General features: G+C 72.6%; 19 protein-coding genes. 2 read left to right on the forward strand and 17 right to left on the reverse strand.

Translation table 11 applies throughout. The annotated features are described in order from the left end of the window. Positions 1-8: 8 nt before the first annotated feature. Positions 9-1,244: an IS30 family transposase gene (locus ACSSS0_RS03090; protein WP_487228385.1), complete on the reverse strand. Its 1,236-nt coding sequence runs from the start codon at positions 1,242-1,244 to the stop codon at positions 9-11. A gap of 280 nt (positions 1,245-1,524) precedes the next feature. Between ACSSS0_RS03090 and ACSSS0_RS03095 the strand changes: the two genes are divergently transcribed. Next, the gene (locus ACSSS0_RS03095) at positions 1,525-1,989 is read left to right on the forward strand and encodes a peptidoglycan DD-metalloendopeptidase family protein (RefSeq protein WP_487230024.1); all 465 of its coding nucleotides are present in this window, start codon (positions 1,525-1,527) and stop codon (positions 1,987-1,989) included. 17 nt (positions 1,990-2,006) lie between these two features. On the opposite strand, the gene ACSSS0_RS03100 is transcribed toward ACSSS0_RS03095, so the two are convergent. The 9 genes from ACSSS0_RS03100 to rplS form a co-directional block, all read right to left on the reverse strand. Continuing rightward, positions 2,007-2,936 carry a tyrosine recombinase XerC gene (locus ACSSS0_RS03100; protein ID WP_487231180.1) on the reverse strand — a complete coding sequence of 310 codons (930 nt, stop codon included), beginning with the start codon at positions 2,934-2,936 and terminating at the stop codon, positions 2,007-2,009. Between the two features lie 439 nt (positions 2,937-3,375). After that, positions 3,376-4,482 (reverse strand): DNA-processing protein DprA, encoded by a 1,107-nt coding sequence (dprA, locus tag ACSSS0_RS03105; protein ID WP_487230025.1) that lies wholly within the window; start codon positions 4,480-4,482, stop codon positions 3,376-3,378. A 66-nt stretch (positions 4,483-4,548) separates the two neighbouring features. Then, positions 4,549-6,111, reverse strand: a complete 1,563-nt coding sequence (locus ACSSS0_RS03110; protein ID WP_487230026.1) for a YifB family Mg chelatase-like AAA ATPase — start codon at positions 6,109-6,111, stop codon at positions 4,549-4,551. Next, positions 6,111-6,476 carry a YraN family protein gene (locus tag ACSSS0_RS03115; RefSeq protein WP_487230027.1) on the reverse strand — a complete coding sequence of 122 codons (366 nt, stop codon included), beginning with the start codon at positions 6,474-6,476 and terminating at the stop codon, positions 6,111-6,113. Before ACSSS0_RS03115 ends, ACSSS0_RS03110 begins: the two co-directional genes overlap by 1 nt. 102 nt (positions 6,477-6,578) lie before the next feature. Continuing rightward, complete coding sequence (locus ACSSS0_RS03120) at positions 6,579-6,899, reverse strand: DUF2469 domain-containing protein (protein ID WP_028785386.1); 321 nt, start codon at positions 6,897-6,899, stop codon at positions 6,579-6,581. After that, a complete protein-coding gene (locus tag ACSSS0_RS03125; protein ID WP_487230028.1) occupies positions 6,896-7,666 on the reverse strand; it encodes a ribonuclease HII in 771 nt (256 codons plus the stop codon). The genes ACSSS0_RS03120 and ACSSS0_RS03125 overlap by 4 nt, the downstream gene beginning before the upstream one ends. A 17-nt stretch (positions 7,667-7,683) precedes the next feature. Then, a complete protein-coding gene (lepB, locus tag ACSSS0_RS03130; protein WP_435985360.1) occupies positions 7,684-8,580 on the reverse strand; it encodes a signal peptidase I in 897 nt (298 codons plus the stop codon). Continuing rightward, entirely contained in the window at positions 8,580-9,374 is a 795-nt protein-coding gene (lepB, locus tag ACSSS0_RS03135; RefSeq protein ID WP_487230029.1) for a signal peptidase I, read from the reverse strand. The genes lepB (ACSSS0_RS03130) and lepB (ACSSS0_RS03135) overlap by 1 nt, the downstream gene beginning before the upstream one ends. A 42-nt stretch (positions 9,375-9,416) precedes the next feature. Beyond that, positions 9,417-9,791, reverse strand: coding sequence for a 50S ribosomal protein L19 (gene rplS, locus ACSSS0_RS03140; RefSeq protein ID WP_435985358.1), 375 nt, complete (start codon positions 9,789-9,791; stop codon positions 9,417-9,419). 229 nt (positions 9,792-10,020) lie between these two features. Here rplS and ACSSS0_RS03145 point away from each other — a divergent pair, with 229 nt between their 5' ends. Then, on the forward strand, positions 10,021-10,779 hold the full coding sequence (locus tag ACSSS0_RS03145; RefSeq protein ID WP_435985357.1) for an ABC transporter permease: 759 nt from the start codon (positions 10,021-10,023) through the stop codon (positions 10,777-10,779). A gap of 12 nt (positions 10,780-10,791) precedes the next feature. Here ACSSS0_RS03145 and trmD read toward each other — a convergent pair whose 3' ends face one another. The 7 genes from trmD to ACSSS0_RS03180 form a co-directional block, all read right to left on the reverse strand. Continuing rightward, positions 10,792-12,033 carry a tRNA (guanosine(37)-N1)-methyltransferase TrmD gene (gene trmD / locus ACSSS0_RS03150; protein WP_487230030.1) on the reverse strand — a complete coding sequence of 414 codons (1,242 nt, stop codon included), beginning with the start codon at positions 12,031-12,033 and terminating at the stop codon, positions 10,792-10,794. Further along, positions 12,030-12,557, reverse strand: coding sequence for a ribosome maturation factor RimM (rimM, locus tag ACSSS0_RS03155; RefSeq protein WP_435985355.1), 528 nt, complete (start codon positions 12,555-12,557; stop codon positions 12,030-12,032). The genes trmD and rimM overlap by 4 nt, the downstream gene beginning before the upstream one ends. Before the next feature lie 129 nt (positions 12,558-12,686). Next, positions 12,687-12,929: an RNA-binding protein gene (locus ACSSS0_RS03160; RefSeq protein ID WP_487230031.1), complete on the reverse strand. Its 243-nt coding sequence runs from the start codon at positions 12,927-12,929 to the stop codon at positions 12,687-12,689. 2 nt (positions 12,930-12,931) lie between these two features. Further along, a complete protein-coding gene (rpsP, locus tag ACSSS0_RS03165; protein ID WP_487230032.1) occupies positions 12,932-13,405 on the reverse strand; it encodes a 30S ribosomal protein S16 in 474 nt (157 codons plus the stop codon). Positions 13,406-13,596: 191 nt separating this feature from the next. After that, positions 13,597-14,544 carry a GNAT family N-acetyltransferase gene (locus ACSSS0_RS03170; RefSeq protein WP_487230033.1) on the reverse strand — a complete coding sequence of 316 codons (948 nt, stop codon included), beginning with the start codon at positions 14,542-14,544 and terminating at the stop codon, positions 13,597-13,599. Further along, positions 14,534-15,622: an amidohydrolase family protein gene (locus tag ACSSS0_RS03175; protein ID WP_435985352.1), complete on the reverse strand. Its 1,089-nt coding sequence runs from the start codon at positions 15,620-15,622 to the stop codon at positions 14,534-14,536. The genes ACSSS0_RS03170 and ACSSS0_RS03175 overlap by 11 nt, the downstream gene beginning before the upstream one ends. Positions 15,623-15,632: 10 nt before the next feature. Continuing rightward, on the reverse strand, positions 15,633-16,484 hold the full coding sequence (locus ACSSS0_RS03180; RefSeq protein WP_487230034.1) for an alpha/beta fold hydrolase: 852 nt from the start codon (positions 16,482-16,484) through the stop codon (positions 15,633-15,635). Positions 16,485-16,511 lie beyond the last annotated feature (27 nt).

A 16,511-nucleotide genomic window follows, 5' to 3' on the forward strand; every position in this document is an offset into this window, starting at 1 on the left:
CGGCGGTTTCAGGGCGTGTGCGCAACGGTGAGTAGTTCGTTGAGTTTAGAGGCGGGGGTCTGGAAGCCGAGGGTGGCTCGGGGCCGGGTGTTGAGCAGCTGCTCGACGCGGGTGATCTCCTCGTCGGGGACGGTGGTGAAGTCGGTGCCTTTGGGGAAGAACTCGCGGATCAGGCCGTTGGTGTTCTCGTTGGTGCCGCGTTGCCAGGGCGAGTGAGGGTCGCAGAAGTAGACCGTGCAGTCGGTGGCGACGGTGAACCGGGCGTGGTCGGCCAGTTCGGCGCCTTGGTCCCAGGTCAGGGTCTTGGCCAGGTGGGCCGGGAGCGTGGTGATCATCGTGGTGAGCCGGTCGGTGACGGTGGCAGCGTCGCGCCGGCCCGGCAGCCGCGCGAGCATCAGGTACCGGGTGGCCCGCTCGACCAGCGTGATCACGGCGCTGGAGCCGCGGGCGCCGATGACCAGGTCGCCTTCCCAGTGCCCGGGAACGGCGCGGTCGGCCGCTTCGGCCGGGCGGGCGGTGATCGCGGCGTCCCCGACCCAGGACTTCCCCCGGGGCCGGGCGGCCAGCTTCGAGGCCGGCACCCGCGAGGTGCGCCCGCTGCGCAGCGCCTTCTCCCGGGCCAGCTCGGCGCGCAGGCTGCCGCGGCCCTGCACGTAGAGGGCCTGGTAGAGAGTTTCGTGACAGATCCGCATGGACTCATCGTCCGGGAAGCGCAGGACCAGCTCGCCCTGGATCTGCTGCGGGGACCAGTGCGAGGTCAACCCGTGCAGGACGACCGCGCGTAGCGCGGCGTGCTCGGGCCGGTCCAGCTTCCGCGGCTGGGGACGGGCCCGGTTGGCGCGGGTGCGGGCCTGCGCGACCCGCACCGAGTACACCCCGGCGACGCGGTTGCGGTGCAGCTCCCGGGTCACGCTCGAGCGGTGCACGCCCAGCTCGGCCGCGATCCGGGCCGGGCACCGGCCCTCACGCAGCCGCAGCGCGATCAGGCCCCGACCGGCCTCGGTCAACCGGCCCCGCGGGTCGGTGAAGTCACCGCGCACCGACGGCGCCGCCAAGGTCGGGTTGACCATCCCACCGACCGGTCCGATCCGCATCCTCATGCCGGCCACCTTGGCCCACCGGGCCACCGCGAACCGGTCCACCCCGACCTGCCGGGCGACCTCCAGCCCCGACAGCCCCTGCTCGAGCAGCCCCAACGCCTGCTCCCGCTGAGATAGCGAATACCTCCTCAGTCCACCAGCCATCGTCCCGCCTCCACACGACATCCGTGTTGCGCAGACGATCTGAGACCGCCGACAGACCGTGGGACGCAACCACTCAGTCGAGTGGCCACCCCGCCTCACCCGTCACACGGCCACGGTTGTCCACATCCGCTGGGGTAGGTCTTCGCTCGTCCACAGGCGTCGACTGCGTCTGCACCGCGGAGGAATGCCGGACGAGCATGGGTCCATGTCCATCGGGTCAGCTCTTCTCAGCGCGGTCCTCGCGGCCGCGTCCGTGACCGGTGCGAGCGCGCATCCGTCTGTGAGCAGCGCTCTGGACGCCCCTGCCGGGCGTGTCACCACGGAGACTGCTTCGGCCGCCTGGGCCTGGCCCCTCGACCCGCGTCCCGACGTGGTGCGGCGGTTCGACCGTCCCGACCAACCGTGGCTGCCCGGTCACCGCGGCGTCGACCTCGCCGCCACCACAGGGCAGTCCGTCCAGGCTCCGGCGGCGGGTCGGATCTCGTGGACCGGCGTCATCGCCGGACGAGTCGTCGTCGTCGTGGCGCACGGCGGCGGGCTGAGGAGCACCTTCGAGCCGGTTGCCGCGGTTGCCTCCGTGGGCACCGTGGTGGGACGCGGCGACAGCGTCGGCGTCGTGACGACGACCCCGGGTCACTGTGCGCCCCGCACCTGCGTGCACTGGGGCGTGCTGCGCGGTGAGACCTATCTCGACCCCCTGTCGTTCGTGGGTCGAGCGCCGGTCGTCCTGCTCCCGATCCCCTAGGGTCGCGGACCTGTCGGTCAGGCTCGAGGGTGTGCCTGCTCGTAGCTGCGCCGCAGCCGGTCGACGGAGACGTGCGTGTAGATCTGGGTCGTCGCGAGGCTCGCGTGGCCGAGGATCTCCTGGACCATGCGGAGGTCCGCGCCACCCTCGAGCAGGTGCGTGGCGGCGCTGTGTCGGAGCCCGTGCGGACCGAGGTCTGGGGCGTCGGGCAGGTGTGAGAGCAGCTCGTGCACAGCGGAACGGACCTGCCGTGCATCGACGCGACGTCCCCGGCGTCCGAGGAAGAGCGCAGGTCCGGAGTGCTCACCGACAAGCCTGGACCTGACGGCCAGCCACAACTCGATGGCCCGGGCCGCCGGGGCCCCGAACGGCACGATCCGCTCCTTGGCGCCCTTGCCCATGACGCGCACGACGCCCTGCGACAGGTCGAGGTCGTCGATGTCGAGCGCCGCGAGCTCGCCCACCCGGATGCCACTGGCGTAGAGGAGCTCGAGCACCGCGCGGTCCCGCACGTGGATCGGGTCCGCGTCGTCGGCCCTCGTGGCGGCCAGGTCGAGCATCTCGCTCGCCTCGCCCTGACGCAGCACGCCGGGCAGGGTGGCGTGCCGCTTGGGTGCGACGAGACGCAAGGAGGGATCGCTGGGGATGCGACCGGTGTGCTCGGCCCACCGGAGGAAGGTTCGGGCGGATGCGGCTCGGCGCGCAATGGTCGCCCGTGCGGCGCCTGCATCGGCCTGAACACCAAGCCACGCACGGAGGTCGCCGATGCGCAGGTCGGCGATCTCGTCGATCCCCCGGGTCGCGGCGAAGGTGAGTAGGTGCCGGACATCCCCGAGGTAGGCGCGTCGAGTGTGCACCGAGCGGCCGCGCTCTGCGCCGAGGTGGCGGGAGTAGGCATGCAGCAGCTCGGAGTGCCGCTCGAGCACGTCCGGCACCGCCTTCACCACATCCGTCACTCCCGCACCATCGCAAAGCCGTCGTCGCATGGCAAGCACCGCACTGCGTCGGAGCCCATCTCGCCGAGGTCTGGCCCGGCTCGACTGCACCTGTCGTGCGGCACCGCGGCCCCTCCGCCACGCCTCACCCGGGAGCCGGGTGACAGGTGGGCCACTCGACTGGGACCGGGCGCTCACTCGAGTGGCCGCGTGGTCCCGCCCGTCACGGCCCCGGGTGGGACCCGTGTGACAGGGAGGCCACTCGACTGGGACCGGGCGCTCACTCGAGTGGCCGCGTGGTCCCGCCCGTCACGGCCCCGGGTGGGACCCGTGTGACAGGGAGGCCACTCGACTGGGACCGGGCGCTCACTCGAGTGGCCGCGTGACCCCATCCGTCACGGCCCCGGGTGGGACCCGTGTGACAGTGAGGCCACTCGAGTGGGGCTGGCGCTCACTCGGCTTTGGCGGGGCGGGGTTGGGGGCGTTTGCGCCACGTCCCGGCGGACTCGGTCACGAGGCCCCTGCGCTCGAGGCGTCCGAGCGCCGCACGGACCATGAGGGGCGCGTGGGCGACCTGACGGACGATCGCGTCGAGGGTCTGGCCCGAGCGGAAGGGCACGACCTCGAGCACCGAGGCATCGAGAGGCGGCAGGTCGTCCTCCGGTCGGACCGGCCCGCGGGCCGGCTCGCACGCGTCGTCGCCGAGGTCGCCCATGAGGTCGATGACCTCGTCGGCACTCGTGACGAGCACGGCCCGGCCGTCGCGGATCTCCTGGTGGCATCCGGCCGAGGTCATCGACGTCGTCGGACCGGGCACCGCCCCGACGTGGCGGCCTGCCTCGATCGCGTGCTTGACGGTGTTGCGCGAGCCGGAGCGCAGGTCGGCCTCGACGACCACCGTGCCACGCGTCATCCCGGCGATGAGGCGGTTGCGGGCAAGGAACCGGGACTTCATCGGTGCCGACCCGGGCGCCACCTCGGACACGACGAGCCCGTCGCGGGCGATCCGCGAGATGAGGGTGGCATGGGCCGACGGGTAGGGCCGCTCGACCCCACCGGCGAGGACGGCGACGGTGGCGCCGTCGACGGCCAGTGCGCCGCGGTGGGCGCTGCCGTCGATGCCGAACGCGGCGCCGGACACCACGGTCCACCCCCGCTGCGCGACGCCGGCGGCGAGGTCGGCGGCAACCTGCTCGCCGTAGCCGGTGGCCGTCCGCGAGCCGACGATCGCGACGGAGCGCTCCACCGTCTCGGCGAGGTCGAGTGGTCCTCGCACCCAGAGGCAGTAGGGCGGCACGGGGATCTGGGCGAGCCGGTCGGGCCACTCCTCGTCGCCGGGCACGACGACCCGGGCGCCGACCTTCGCCGCGATGTCGAGATCGCGCTCGGTGTCGAGCGAGGCCAGCCTCGCCCGGAACCGGGCCAGCGTGCCACGACCCGCGCGGATGCGCGCGAAGGTCTCGACGGCCCCCAGCTCCTCGATGAGACCCGGCACCTCCTTGTCGCACGGCTCGGCGAGACGCGACAGCGCCGCCCGGGCGAACCGGTCAGCGTCCACGGCGCAGCTCCTGCCCTGAGGCCGCACGACGCCCAGCTGCGAGGCGTCGGCACCAGCCTCGCGCGCTCATGCCGCCACCCCGGCCCGGTGACGCAGCGACAGCGCGAGGTCGACCTCCTCGCGACCGGGCCGCTGGAGCCCGAGGACGTCGGCGATGGTCCACGAACACCTCAGGGTCCGGTCGTAGCCACGCAGGCTGAGCGAGCCGCTCTCGAGGGTGCGGTCGAGGGTCGTCGTCGCCGACGTCGGCAGTCGCCAGGGCCGCCCCCGCAGGACCGAGCCCGGGACGTCGGCGTTGACCCCGCGACGGTGCTCGAGCACCTCTCGCCAGCGCTCGCCCTGTGCAGCGCGGGCGCCCGCGACCCGCGCGGCCACCGACGTCGTGGACTCGCCCGCGGGTGCCCCCGCCATCGAGAGTCCCGGAGGCTGGACGTGGACCTGCAGGTCGACCCGGTCGAGCAGCGGCCCGCTCAGCTTGCCGAAGTAGGACCGGCGCATGAGCGGTGTGCACGTGCAGTCGAGGCCCTTGCCCCAGCCGTTGCCGCACGGACACGGGTTGGCGGCGAGGACGAGCTGGAATCGCGACGGGAACGTCACCGTCTCCTGGGCACGGGCGATGGAGACGGAGCCGCGCTCGAGCGGCGTGCGCAGCGACTGCAGGACACCCTTGTCGAACTCCGGGGTCTCGTCGAGGAACAGGACGCCCCGATGGGCCTGGGTGATGGCGCCCGGCCGGATGTGTCCGCTGCCGCCACCGATGACGGCGGCCTGCGAGGCTCCGTGGTGGGGCGCGACGAACGGCGGTCTCGAGATGAGGCGCACGTCCTCACCGGCACCCAGGGCGCCCAGCACGGAGTGGATCGCCGTGACCTCCATCGACTCCGCCTCGTCGAGTGCCGGCAACAGACCCGGCAGCCGTTCGGCGAGCATCGTCTTGCCCGCGCCCGGAGGACCGGCCAGCAGCAGGTGGTGACCACCAGCGGCCGCGATCTCGAGGGCGAGCTTCGCGTCGGCCTGCCCGACGACCTCGCTGAGGTCGCGCACCGGCTCGGGTGCCGGCGGCACGACGAGCGGCACCGGGACCTCGTCGACGGCCCGCCCCTTGCCCAGCGCGTCGTAGCGCCGCACGAGCTCGGTGACGTCAGACACGGGGTGGACGCCGATGCCCGAGACGAGACGGGCCTCCCCGGCGTTGGCGACCGGCACGACGACGTGACGCACCCCGGTCATGGCCGCCGCACGGACCAGGGGCAGGACCCCGGGGACGGGTCGCACCGTCCCGTCGAGGCCCACCTCGCCGATGTGGACGACGTCGCGCACCACCTCGGTCGGCACGAGCCGCATCGCGGCCGCGACCGCGACGAAGATGGCGAGGTCGAAGCCGGTGCCGACCTTGCGCTCCCCCGCCGGAGAGAGGTTGACGGTGACCCTCCGCTGGCTGACGGGCATGTCGTCGATGAGGGCGGCGGCCGCCTTGATCCGGTCGGACGACTGCTTGACGGCGGAGTCCCCGAGCCCGCTGATCGCGAAGCCGGGCAGCCCGGGCGTCACGTGCGCCTCGACGTCGACGACGAACCCGTGCACCCCGCGCAGCCCGACCGACCGGGTGCGGCCGAGACCGGTGCCCATCAGCACACCCCGCGCAGGTGCTGGAGGCTGGCCCGACCCGAGCGCGGCCGCAGGATCGAGATGACGTCGATGCGCAGGGCGAGACCGCGCACGAGCTCGTCGTGATCGTCGCGCCACAGCCCGGCCAGCCGCCGCAGCCGTCGCTGCTTGCTCCAGGTCACGGCCTCGAACGGTGCGCCGAAGGCCTCACTCGTGCGGGTCTTGACCTCGCAGACGACGAGCTCGCGGCCCTCGACGGCGACGACGTCGATCTCGCCGCGCACGCAGCGCCAGTTGCGGTCGATGATCGTCAGGCCCTGGGCGAGCAGGTAGCGGCACGCGAGGCGTTCGCCGTAGTCGCCGAGGGCACGGGTGGAGAGGTCCATGGCGACCACCCTCCCGGCACCGACCCGGCGAGGACACCCGTCAGCGCGAGGCTGTGGACGGCATACGCGATAGGCGAGGGGGTGTGGACGAACCCCGCCGGCTCAGCTGAAGTCGCCGTTCTCCGGCAGCTTGATGTCGGGCTTGGGCAGCTCCTCGACGTTGACGTCCTTGAACGTCACGACCCGCACGTTCTTGACGAAGCGCGCCGGCCGGTAGATGTCCCAGACCCACGCGTCGGCCATCGTGACGTCGAAGAAGACCTCGCCGCCGTCGCTGCGCACCTTCACGTCGACCGAGTTGGCGAGGTAGAAGCGGCGCTCGGTCTCGACGACGTGGGTGAAGAGGCCGACGACGTCGCGGTACTCCTTGTAGAGCTGGAGCTCCATCTCGGTCTCGTACTTCTCGAGATCTTCCGAACTCACCTGATCGCCGTCCCTGTCTGCTCTGCCGTGATGGGCACCGGAGCGAACGTCTCCGTCCCCTCATTCAACACCTCGACGGGCTCGCCCACGTACACACCGGGCAGGCGCCACGAGCGCCGGTGCAGCTCGCACGGCCCCATCCGCGCCAGCGCGTCCATGTGCTCGGGCGCGGAGTAGCCCTTGTTGAGGGACCAGCCGTATGCCGGGTGGTCGGCCGAAAGGGCCACCATCATGTCGTCCCGCTCGACCTTCGCCAGCACGCTCGCAGCCGCGACCGACGAGCACTTCATGTCGGCCTTGACCATCGTCGTCACCGGCGGGGTGGTCGGCGCGGAGTCGTCGGCGAAGGCGAAGAGGCCCACCTCGGTGGGGGCCGTCAGCCAGTCGTGGTTGCCGTCGAGGATGACGAGGTCGGGCACGACACCGAGCCCGCCGAGCGCGCGCAGGCCGGCGAGGCGCAGTGCGCACATGATGCCGATCTCGTCGATCTCGTCGGGACTCGCGTGCCCGACGGCGTGCGCCACGGCCCACCGCTGGATGCGGGGCACGAGCACCGTGCGGGCCCGCTCCGTCAGGAGCTTGGAGTCCTTGACCCCGATGGGCGCCGAGCGCACCGTCTCGTCGATGACGACGACGCCGACGCTGACCGGGCCGGCGAGCGCGCCGCGGCCCACCTCGTCCATGCCGGCGAGGAGACGGTGGCCCGAGCGCTGCAGGGCGCGTTCGACCCGCAGCGAGGGCTTCTTGGAGGGTGCTGGGCGTGCCATGGTGCTGCTCGAGCCGATCAGCCCGCCGCGGCCTTCGTCGTCGTGGCGCTCGGCTTGCCGCTCTGGCTCGGGTTGACGGTGGCCTTCTTCGTCGGTGCCGTCGACGGCGTCGTAGGCGTCGGGACCTGCGAGAAGGTGCGCTCGGGCACCCCGAGCCAGGTCACGTGGTCGATCGGCCAGACGACGAAGAGGGCGCGACCGACGATCTTGTCCATCGGCACGGAGCCCGTGGCCCCGGTGCCGTCGTCGTGCCAGCGGCTGTCGGAGGAGTCGCTGCGGTGGTCGCCCATGACCCACACGCGTCCGGCGGGGACCGTGATGTCGAACTTCTTGCCCTCGCTGGGGTAGTCGCCCGGCTTGACGTACGGCTCGGTGATCTCGACGCCGTTGACCTTGAGCTTGCCGGTGTCGCCGTCGGCCTGGACGTGGTCGCCCGGCAGGCCGATGACGCGCTTGATGAGGTGGTTCTCGGAGTCCTCGGGCAACAGGCCGACGAAGACGAGGGCGTCGTGGAACGGGCCACCGACGTTGCTGCGCTGCTCACCGAGGTCGCCGAGCCAGGGGCTGGGCACGCCCGGGTCCTCGAAGACGACGACGTCGCCGCGCTTGAGGTCGAGCGGGCCTGGCGTCAGCTTGCTGACGATGACGCGGTCGTCCTTGACGAGGGTGTTCTCCATCGAGCCCGACGGGATGTAGAAGGCCTGGAACAGCCACGTCTTGACGACGAAGGAGAGCGCCATGGCGAGGACCACGACGATGACGAGCTCTTTGAGGCCGGCGAGGATCGTCCCGCCGAAACCGCGGGGTTCGTCGTCGTAGTCGTCGTCGAGGTTGTCGTCGTCGAGGTCACCGTCGGTGTCGTCAGCACTCCGCCCGCGCGTCGGGTCTTCGGGGCGTCCGGTGTACTGCGACATCACTCACCATTTCGTGGGACGGAGGCAATTGGTGCTTGGTCGACCGGTCCGAGCCGATCGAGCGGCCAGTATCGCACCCAAACCTTGCCGATGATGTCGTCCCCCGGCACCATGCCGCCACCCGGATCGCCGAGGTGTGCGCGGGAGTCGGCGGACGAGCCACGGTTGTCGCCCATGACCCAGAACCGGTCGGCGGGGACCGTCACGTCGAAGGTCAGGCCGCTCGGTTTCTGCCCCGGCGCGACGTACGGCTCGGTGACGGCGACGCCGTTGACCTCGAGCCGCCCGTCGGCCGCGCAGCACCGGACGTGGTCGCCCGGCAGGCCGATGACGCGCTTGACGTAGTCGGTGGGCTGGCCCTTGCCGGCGAGGCTCTCGACGGCCTCGACGAGGGTCTGCACCATGCCGCGCTCGGGCACGCGCAGGTTGAACGCCTCGGAGGCGTCGAAGACGATGATGTCGCCGCGCTGGAGGTCGGCGGGCGCCGTGGTGCGGCTGACGAGGATGCGGTCGCCGATGAGGAGCGTGTCCTGCATCGACTCGCTCGGGATGCCGAAGGGCGTCACGAGGAAGGCCCGGACCACGACGATCGCGAGCAGCAGCAGGGCGGGACCGAGCAGCCACCGGTGACGGCGCGCGGCGGCGTATGCCGGACGGGTGGCCCGTCCGCGACCGCTGCCCGATGGCGCGGGGTCCCCCGGCGGCGCGGAGTCCCCTGGACGCGACGAAGGCGCGGCGGACCCCGAGTCGGGGGACGTACCGGATCGCTCCGGGACGTCCCGCTCGGGGTCCACCGCGCCTCGCGTGTCTAGACGGACGGCTGCGTCAGCAGGTCGTCAGCTCTTCGCGCCGGCCTTGGTGGGGATGCTGTCGCGCTTCTCGCGGATCTTGGCAGCCTTGCCGCGCAGACCACGGAGGTAGTAGAGCTTCGCGCGACGGACGTCACCGCGGGTCACGACCTCGATCTTGTCGATGACCGGGGTGTGCACCGGGAAGGTGCGCTCGACGCCGACACCGAAGGAGATCTTGCGGACCGTGAAGGTCTCGCCGATGCCGCCGCCGTGGCGACGGATGACGATGCCCTGGAACACCTGGACACGCGAGCGCGTGCCCTCGATGACCTTGACGTGGACCTTGAGGGTGTCGCCGGCGCGGAAGTCGGGGACGTCCGAGCGCAGCGATGCCGCGTTGATGTCGTCAAACGTGTGCATGATGCTTCGCTTTCCTGGGTGCCACAGGCCACCTCGTCACAAAGGTGTGGGTCGCGTCCGTCGGGCCGCGTCGAGTCACCGGGTGGATCCGGTCGAGCTGTGGTGACCCGACTCCCCCTGTGGCAGGGGCCGTCGTGTGCCGGACGCAAGGAGCAAGTCTGCCAGAGCGCACGGCATACCAGAAATCGGCGACGCCAGACGACGACCGCCGGTGCCCTAGCGTGGCCCCGTGGACGTCTCCCCCGGCTGGCCCGTGTACCTCTGTCTCGCCGTCCTGCTCGTCGTGACGCTGCTCGCCAACCGGCTGAGCGGCGTGGGCCTGGGTCGCCAGTCGGCGGTCGCCGGCGCCCGGGCGGTCGTGCAGCTCTCCCTCGTGGCGCTCGTCATCACGGCCGTCGTCGGGTCGCTGTGGCTCTCGTTCCTCGCCGTGGGTGCGATGTTCGCGATGGCCGTCGCGACGACGTCGAAGCGGGTCGGCGCCCCGCGCACGTGGCCGTGGGCCGCGGCCGCGATGGCGTGCGGCGTCGTGCCCGTCGTCGCCATCGTGCTCGCCACCGGCGCGGTCCCCCTGACGGGCATCGCCGTGATCCCGATCGCCGGCATCGTCATCGGCAACACGATGACGGTGCACACGCTCGTCGGGCGGCGCACCTTCGCCGCGTTGCGCGAGGAGCACGGGCAGTACGAGGCGTCACTGTCGCTGGGACTCACCTCGAGCCAGGCCATCGACGAGATCATCGCGCGACGGGTGCCCGAGGGCATCGTCCCGAGCCTCGACCAGGTGCGCACGTCGGGGATCGTCACGCTGCCGGGCGCCTTCATCGGCGTCATGCTCGGTGGCGGCAGCGCCGTGCAGGCCGCGACGGCGCAGGTGCTCGTCCTCTTCGCGATCATGGCGACGCAGTCGATCACGGCCGGGGTGCAGGCTGCGCTCATCCGCCGGCGCCTGCTGCTGCCGGCCGACCTCGGCCTCGCGCTCGTGTCGTGACCGGGCCGGCCGTCAGCGGCGGCGACGCTTGACGAGCGTGACCGCACCCGGGATCGGCGCCGTCGTGTCGACGAGGCGGTAGCCGGCCTTCTTGTACATCCGCAGGTTGTCGGTGCTGCGCGCGCCCGTGTGCAGCGTGAAGGTGCGTATGCCGTCCGGCGCCGTCGACTCGGCGTGCTCGAGGAGGCGTCGGCCGAGTCCACGACCCTGGAGGTCGGGGGCGACGCAGAGGCGCCCGACGAACCAGTCGTCGTCCGCGCCGCCGCGGGCGGTCCGCACGGCGCCGACGAGCCGGCCGCCGCTGCGGGCGACCCAGGTCTGGGTCGTGTCGAGGCTCGCCCGGACGTCGTCGAGGCTCTCGTGCAGGGCCGGGATGTCGAGCGTGTCGTTGGCGAGGGCCTCCTGCACCCAGCACGCGCGCATGAGCACGGCGAGCTCGGGCACGTCGCCCGGTGTCGCGGCGCTGATGACGACGTCGTTGGCGTCGCGGGCGGCGTGCGAGGCGTGGAGCAGGTCGGGCCGGCGCGCTGCCGTGCGCGCGAGCCGCTGCTCGTGGCGCCAGGCGGCGATGGCTCCGTGGTTGCCCGAGAGGAGGACCGGCGGGACGTCGCGGCCGTTCCACGAGGCGGGCTTGGTGTAGATGGGGTACTCGAGCAGCCCGTCCTCGTGCGACTCCTCGACGAGCGACTCGGCGTTGCCGATGACGCCCGGCACGAGACGACCGACGGCCTCGACCATGGCGAGGACGGCCACCTCGCCGCCGTTGAGGACGTAGTCGCCGAGGCTGACGACGGACACCTCGAGACCGAGGTCCTCGCGGGCGTGGTCGTAGACGCGCTCGTCGATGCCCTCGTAGCGTCCGCACGCGAACGCGAGCCACGGCTCGTCGGCGAGCTCGCGTGCGAGCGCCTGCGTGAACGGCTGCCCGCCGGGCCCGGGGACGACGAGCCGTGGCTTCGCCTGCGACGGGTTGTCCTGAGCGAGAACGTGGTCGAGCGCCTCGGACCACGGCTGCGCCTTCATGACCATGCCCGCTCCCCCGCCGTACGGGGTGTCGTCGACGGTGCGGTGCCGGTCGTGCGTGAAGTCGCGCAGGTCGTGGACGCGGACGTCGAGGAGGCCGTCCTCGCGCGCCTTGCCGATGAGCGAGAGGTCGAGCGGGGCGAGGTAGTCGGGGAAGATCGAGACGACGTCGACGCGCAGGGCCGCACGCGTGTCGGGACGAGCCTCGGGACGCGGGTCGGGCACGGTCACTCGGTGCCCTCGCGGTAGAGGTCGAAGAGGCCGGGCGGCGGGTCGACGACGACGTGGTCCTCGGCGACCACGGGCACGATGCGCTTGACGAACGGGACGTAGGCCGTCACGCCGTCGGTGAGCGTGAGGACGAGACGGTCCTGGGCCGGACCGATCTCGAGGCCGCTCACGGTGCCGACCGTCTCGCCACTGGGGTCGCGGGCCTCGAGCCCGACGAGGTCCTCCTCGTAGAAGGCCTCGTCCTCGACCTGGGGGTTGGACTCCGGCAGCACGAGGCGCGTGCCGCGCAGGCTCTCGGCGCCGCCGCGGTCGGGGATCTCCTCGAACGTGATGAGCCAGATGCCACGGTGCACCCGGGTCGAGGCGACGGTCAGCGCGGTCGGCACGCCGGAACCCGGCTCGGCCTCGGTCTCGATGACGGTGCCGACGGCGAAACGGGTCTCGGGGTCGTCCGTGTGCAGCTGGACGGTCACCTCTCCACGCAGACCGTGGGGCTTGCCGATGCGGGCGAGGACGACGTTCATGGGCCGAATCCTCTCAGGTTTGGGAGCGCTCGGAGACCGGTGCACGCAGGTCGGGCGCGGGGACGCGAGAGGGGCGCCCCGGCATTCCGGGACGCCCCTCTCGGTGACTCGCGTGGGAGTCGTCGGCGCTCAGCGCACGCGGTCGGTGTCGACGATGTCGACGCGCACGTTGTTGGTGCCCGCGAGGGCGCCGACGACGGTGCGCAGCGCGCTCGCCGTGCGGCCGGAGCGGCCGATGACGCGGCCGAGGTCGTCGGGGTGGACCCGGACCTCGAGCAGCTCACCACGGCGCAGCTCCTTGCGGACCACGACGACGTCCTCGTCGTGGTCGACGATGCCCTTGACGAGGTGCTCGAGCGCCTCCTCGAGCATGCTCAGGCCTCGGCCTTCGCGGCGTCGTCGCCGGCGGCGTCGGCCGGAGCCTCGGTCGCCGCGGCGGGCTCGGTGGTCTCGTCGGCCTTGGCCTCAGCCTTGGGCTCGGCCTTCTTGGCGGCCTTCTTGCGCGGCGTCGGGCCGTCGGTGCCGGCGTCGTTCTTGCCACCGGCAGCGGCGATCGCGGCCTCGTAGAGGTCCTTCTTCGGGGTCTTCGGCTCCTTGGTCTGGAGCTTGCCCTCGTCGACGATCTTGATGAGCGCCGCAACGGCCTCGGTCGGCTGCGCGCCCTGGCCGAGCCAGTAGTGCGCGCGCTCGATGTCGATGTCGATGAGCGACGGCTGCTCGGTGGGGTGGTACTTGCCGATCTCCTCGATCGCACGGCCGTCGCGCTTGGTGCGCGAGTCCATGACGACGACGCGGTAGTACGGTGCACGGATCTTGCCCATGCGCTTCAGACGGATCTTGACTGCCATGGTGGCGGTCTCCTCAACCAGTAGTGAGCGCGGCGAGACCGACTGGGTTCAGCCGGGGTGCCGACGCTCGGTGTGTAGGCGTCCGGTCCAGCCGGAAGGGGCCGGACGGGTACAGCCCTCCATTCTGCCAGACCCGAAGGGATGCTCCGGACACGCACCCCGCAGACCGACCGCGTATGCCGTCCGCTCCCTCAGGCGTGGGCGGCGCGGACCGCGAGGGCGTGGCGCACGACCTCGCGCCGGGACACGTCGGTGGCGCCCTCGAGGACGGGCACCCTGGCGGGCTCGAAACCCGCGCGGGCCAGGCCCATCCGCAGCTCCGGCCCGGTGAGCCGGCACTCGACGACCCCGCCGACGGGAGAGACGCGGAGCAGCTCGAAGAGCGTCGCCGTGCTCTCGACGGTCGACGCGGAGTAGAGCGGGATGCCGAGCTCGGCCGCGACGGCCGAGGCGAGGCTCGTGCCGCCGTAGGCGCCGAAGGCCGTGGACCCCGCACCGCTCACGACGCAGGCGAGGCGCCGGTGGCCGTGGGGCCGGTAGGGCACGGCGGGCCAGTCGGTGGAGAGCAGCGTGAAGCGGTCGTGGTCGCGCCAGTCCCGGCGCCCGTCGATGCCGGGCAGGTAGAGGAAGTCGCGCGAGAAGCCCTCGTGGACGAAGCCGAGCGAGCGCACGAGGCCGGCCGAGCGGTGGTTGGCGGGCTGGATGTTCGCCTCGACGCGGTGCAGGCCCATGCCGTGCGGCTGGTCGGCGAAGAGGAGGTCGAGCGTGAGGCGCAGCCCTTCGACGAAGAGGCCCCGGCCGGCATACGGGTCGTAGGAGTCGTAGCCGACGGTCGCGCTGCGGAAGGCCCCCTCGACGACGTTGGCGACGTTGATGCGGCCGACGAGGCCGTGCGACCCCTCGGGGTCGAGGGCGTGCACCATGAAGGTGCGGTACGTCGGCGACTGGTTGTCGAGGACGACCGGCAGGTTGTGCGGGTTGGGCATCGCGAAGTCCGCGAGGCGCCGTTCCGAGAGGGTCACGGCCGCGGCATACGCCTCGATGTCTGCGGTCGACGGGGGACGGACCTCGACGCGCTCGCCCACGGCCGTGAGCGGCGGCCCGTCGGAGGCGGGCTCGCGCAGGTGGTCAGACGACAACGCGACCTCGCAGCACGACGCCCTGCGGGTCTCCGACGACGGTGACGTCGGCGAGCGGGTCGGCGGCGTAGACGACGAGGTCGGCGTCCTCGCCCTCGACGATGCCGGGGCGGCCGAGCCACTCGCGCGCGCCCCACGTCGCAGCGGCGACGACCTCGGCGTTGCTCAGGCCGGCCTTGGTCAGCTCGACCATCTCCTGCGCGACGAGGCCGTGCGGGAGGCTGCCACCGGCGTCGGTGCCGACGTAGATCGGCACGCCGGCCTCGTGCGCGGCCCCGACCGTGGCGTAGCGCCGCTCGTGCAGGTCGAGCATGTGGCGGTGGTAGTCGGGGAACTTCTCCTTCGCCGGGGCCGCGAGGTCGGGGAACTGCGCGATGTTGACGAGGGTCGGCACGATGGCGATGCCCTGGGCGGCGAAGGTGTCGATGGAGTCCTCGCGCAGGCCGGTCGCGTGCTCGATGCAGTCGATGCCGGCGGCGGCGAGGTCGCGCAGGGACTCCTCGCCGAAGCAGTGCGCCGTGACGCGGACCCCCTCCTCGTGGGCGGCCGCGATCGCGTCGGCGACCACCTGTCGCGACCAGCTCGGGGCGAGGTCGCCGACGTCGCGGTCGATCCAGTCGCCGACGAGCTTGACCCAGCCGTCGCCCCGGTGCGCCTCGAGCCGCACGTGGCGGACGAGCTCGTCCTCCTCGACCTCGTGGGCGTAGTTGCGGATGTAGCGCCGCGTGCGGGCGATGTGCCGGCCGGCGCGGATGATCTTGGGCAGGTCGTCGCGCTCGTCGACCCAGTGCGTGTCGCCGGGCTGCCCCGCGTCGCGGATGAGGAGCGTGCCGCGGTCGCGGTCGGTGATCGCCTGCTGCTCGGCCTCCTCGCGCGGCACGCCCCCGTGCGGCCCGAGACCGACGTGGCAGTGGGCGTCGACGAGACCCGGCAGCACCCACCCCTCGAGCGTCTGCACGTCGCTGCGGTCGGTCGGCGGCGTGAACGACACGCGCCCGCCGATGACCCACAGCTCGTCGACGACGTCGTCGGGACCGACGAGCACCCGACCGCGGACGTGGAGCACCGGTGCACTCATGGCACCGACCCTAACCTCCGTCGTGCGCCAGATCCGTGAGGACGTCGGCCCAGTGCGCCATGAGGGTCGCGAGGTGGCCCGCACCTTCCCGGACGACGAGCCGGGACGTCGGCAGGTGGGTGTGCAGCCACTGCCCGTGCTCGAGCCCGACCGTGCGGTCCCGGTCGCCGTACCAGAGGTGGACGGGTGCGCGGACGTCTGCGAGCTCGACGTCCCAGCCGGCCGTGAAGGCGAGCGCGTCGCGCGACACCCCGCGGTAGGCCGGCACGCCGGGGCGCCCGCGACCGGTCCAGGGCTCCAGGATCTCGGGCGAGACGAAGCCGCCCACGCGAACCGTCGCAGACGTGCCCGTCCCGCTCCCCCGGGCGCCGTCGGTCGTCGCACGGTCCTGGAGCGCGATGGCCGCGTCGAGGTCCCCGCGGCGCGCTGCGCGGACGGCGGGGTCGTCGGCCGCTCTCGGGTCGAGCTCGAGCAGCGGCCCGACGCCGGCGACGACCCCGGCCACGCGCACGCGGTCGGGCAGCACGGCAGCCGCCGCGACGGCATACGGCCCTCCCCCGGAGACGCCGAGCACGGCGAAGGCGTCGATCCCGAGCGCGTCCGCGACCGAGCCGGCGTCCAGCGCGACGGAGGTCAGGGTCGTCGGGGCGTCCGTCGACCCGCCGTAGCCCGGACGCGAGAACGCGAGCAGCCGGACGCCCGCGCGGGAGGCCGCGCCGTCGCCGAGCGCGGCCTGCAGGCGACCGCCGGGCGTGCCGTGGAAGAAGACCAGCGGGGCGCCGCGCGGGGCGCCGCCCTGCCACACGTCGACGCGCCGCCCGTCGGGCAGCCGCACCCGCGAGCGTCCGTCGGTGGTGACCACGCGTCGAGCGTATGCCGCCCGGCGGGC

The sequence above is a fragment of the Terrabacter sp. R4-6 genome (assembly GCF_057529065.1).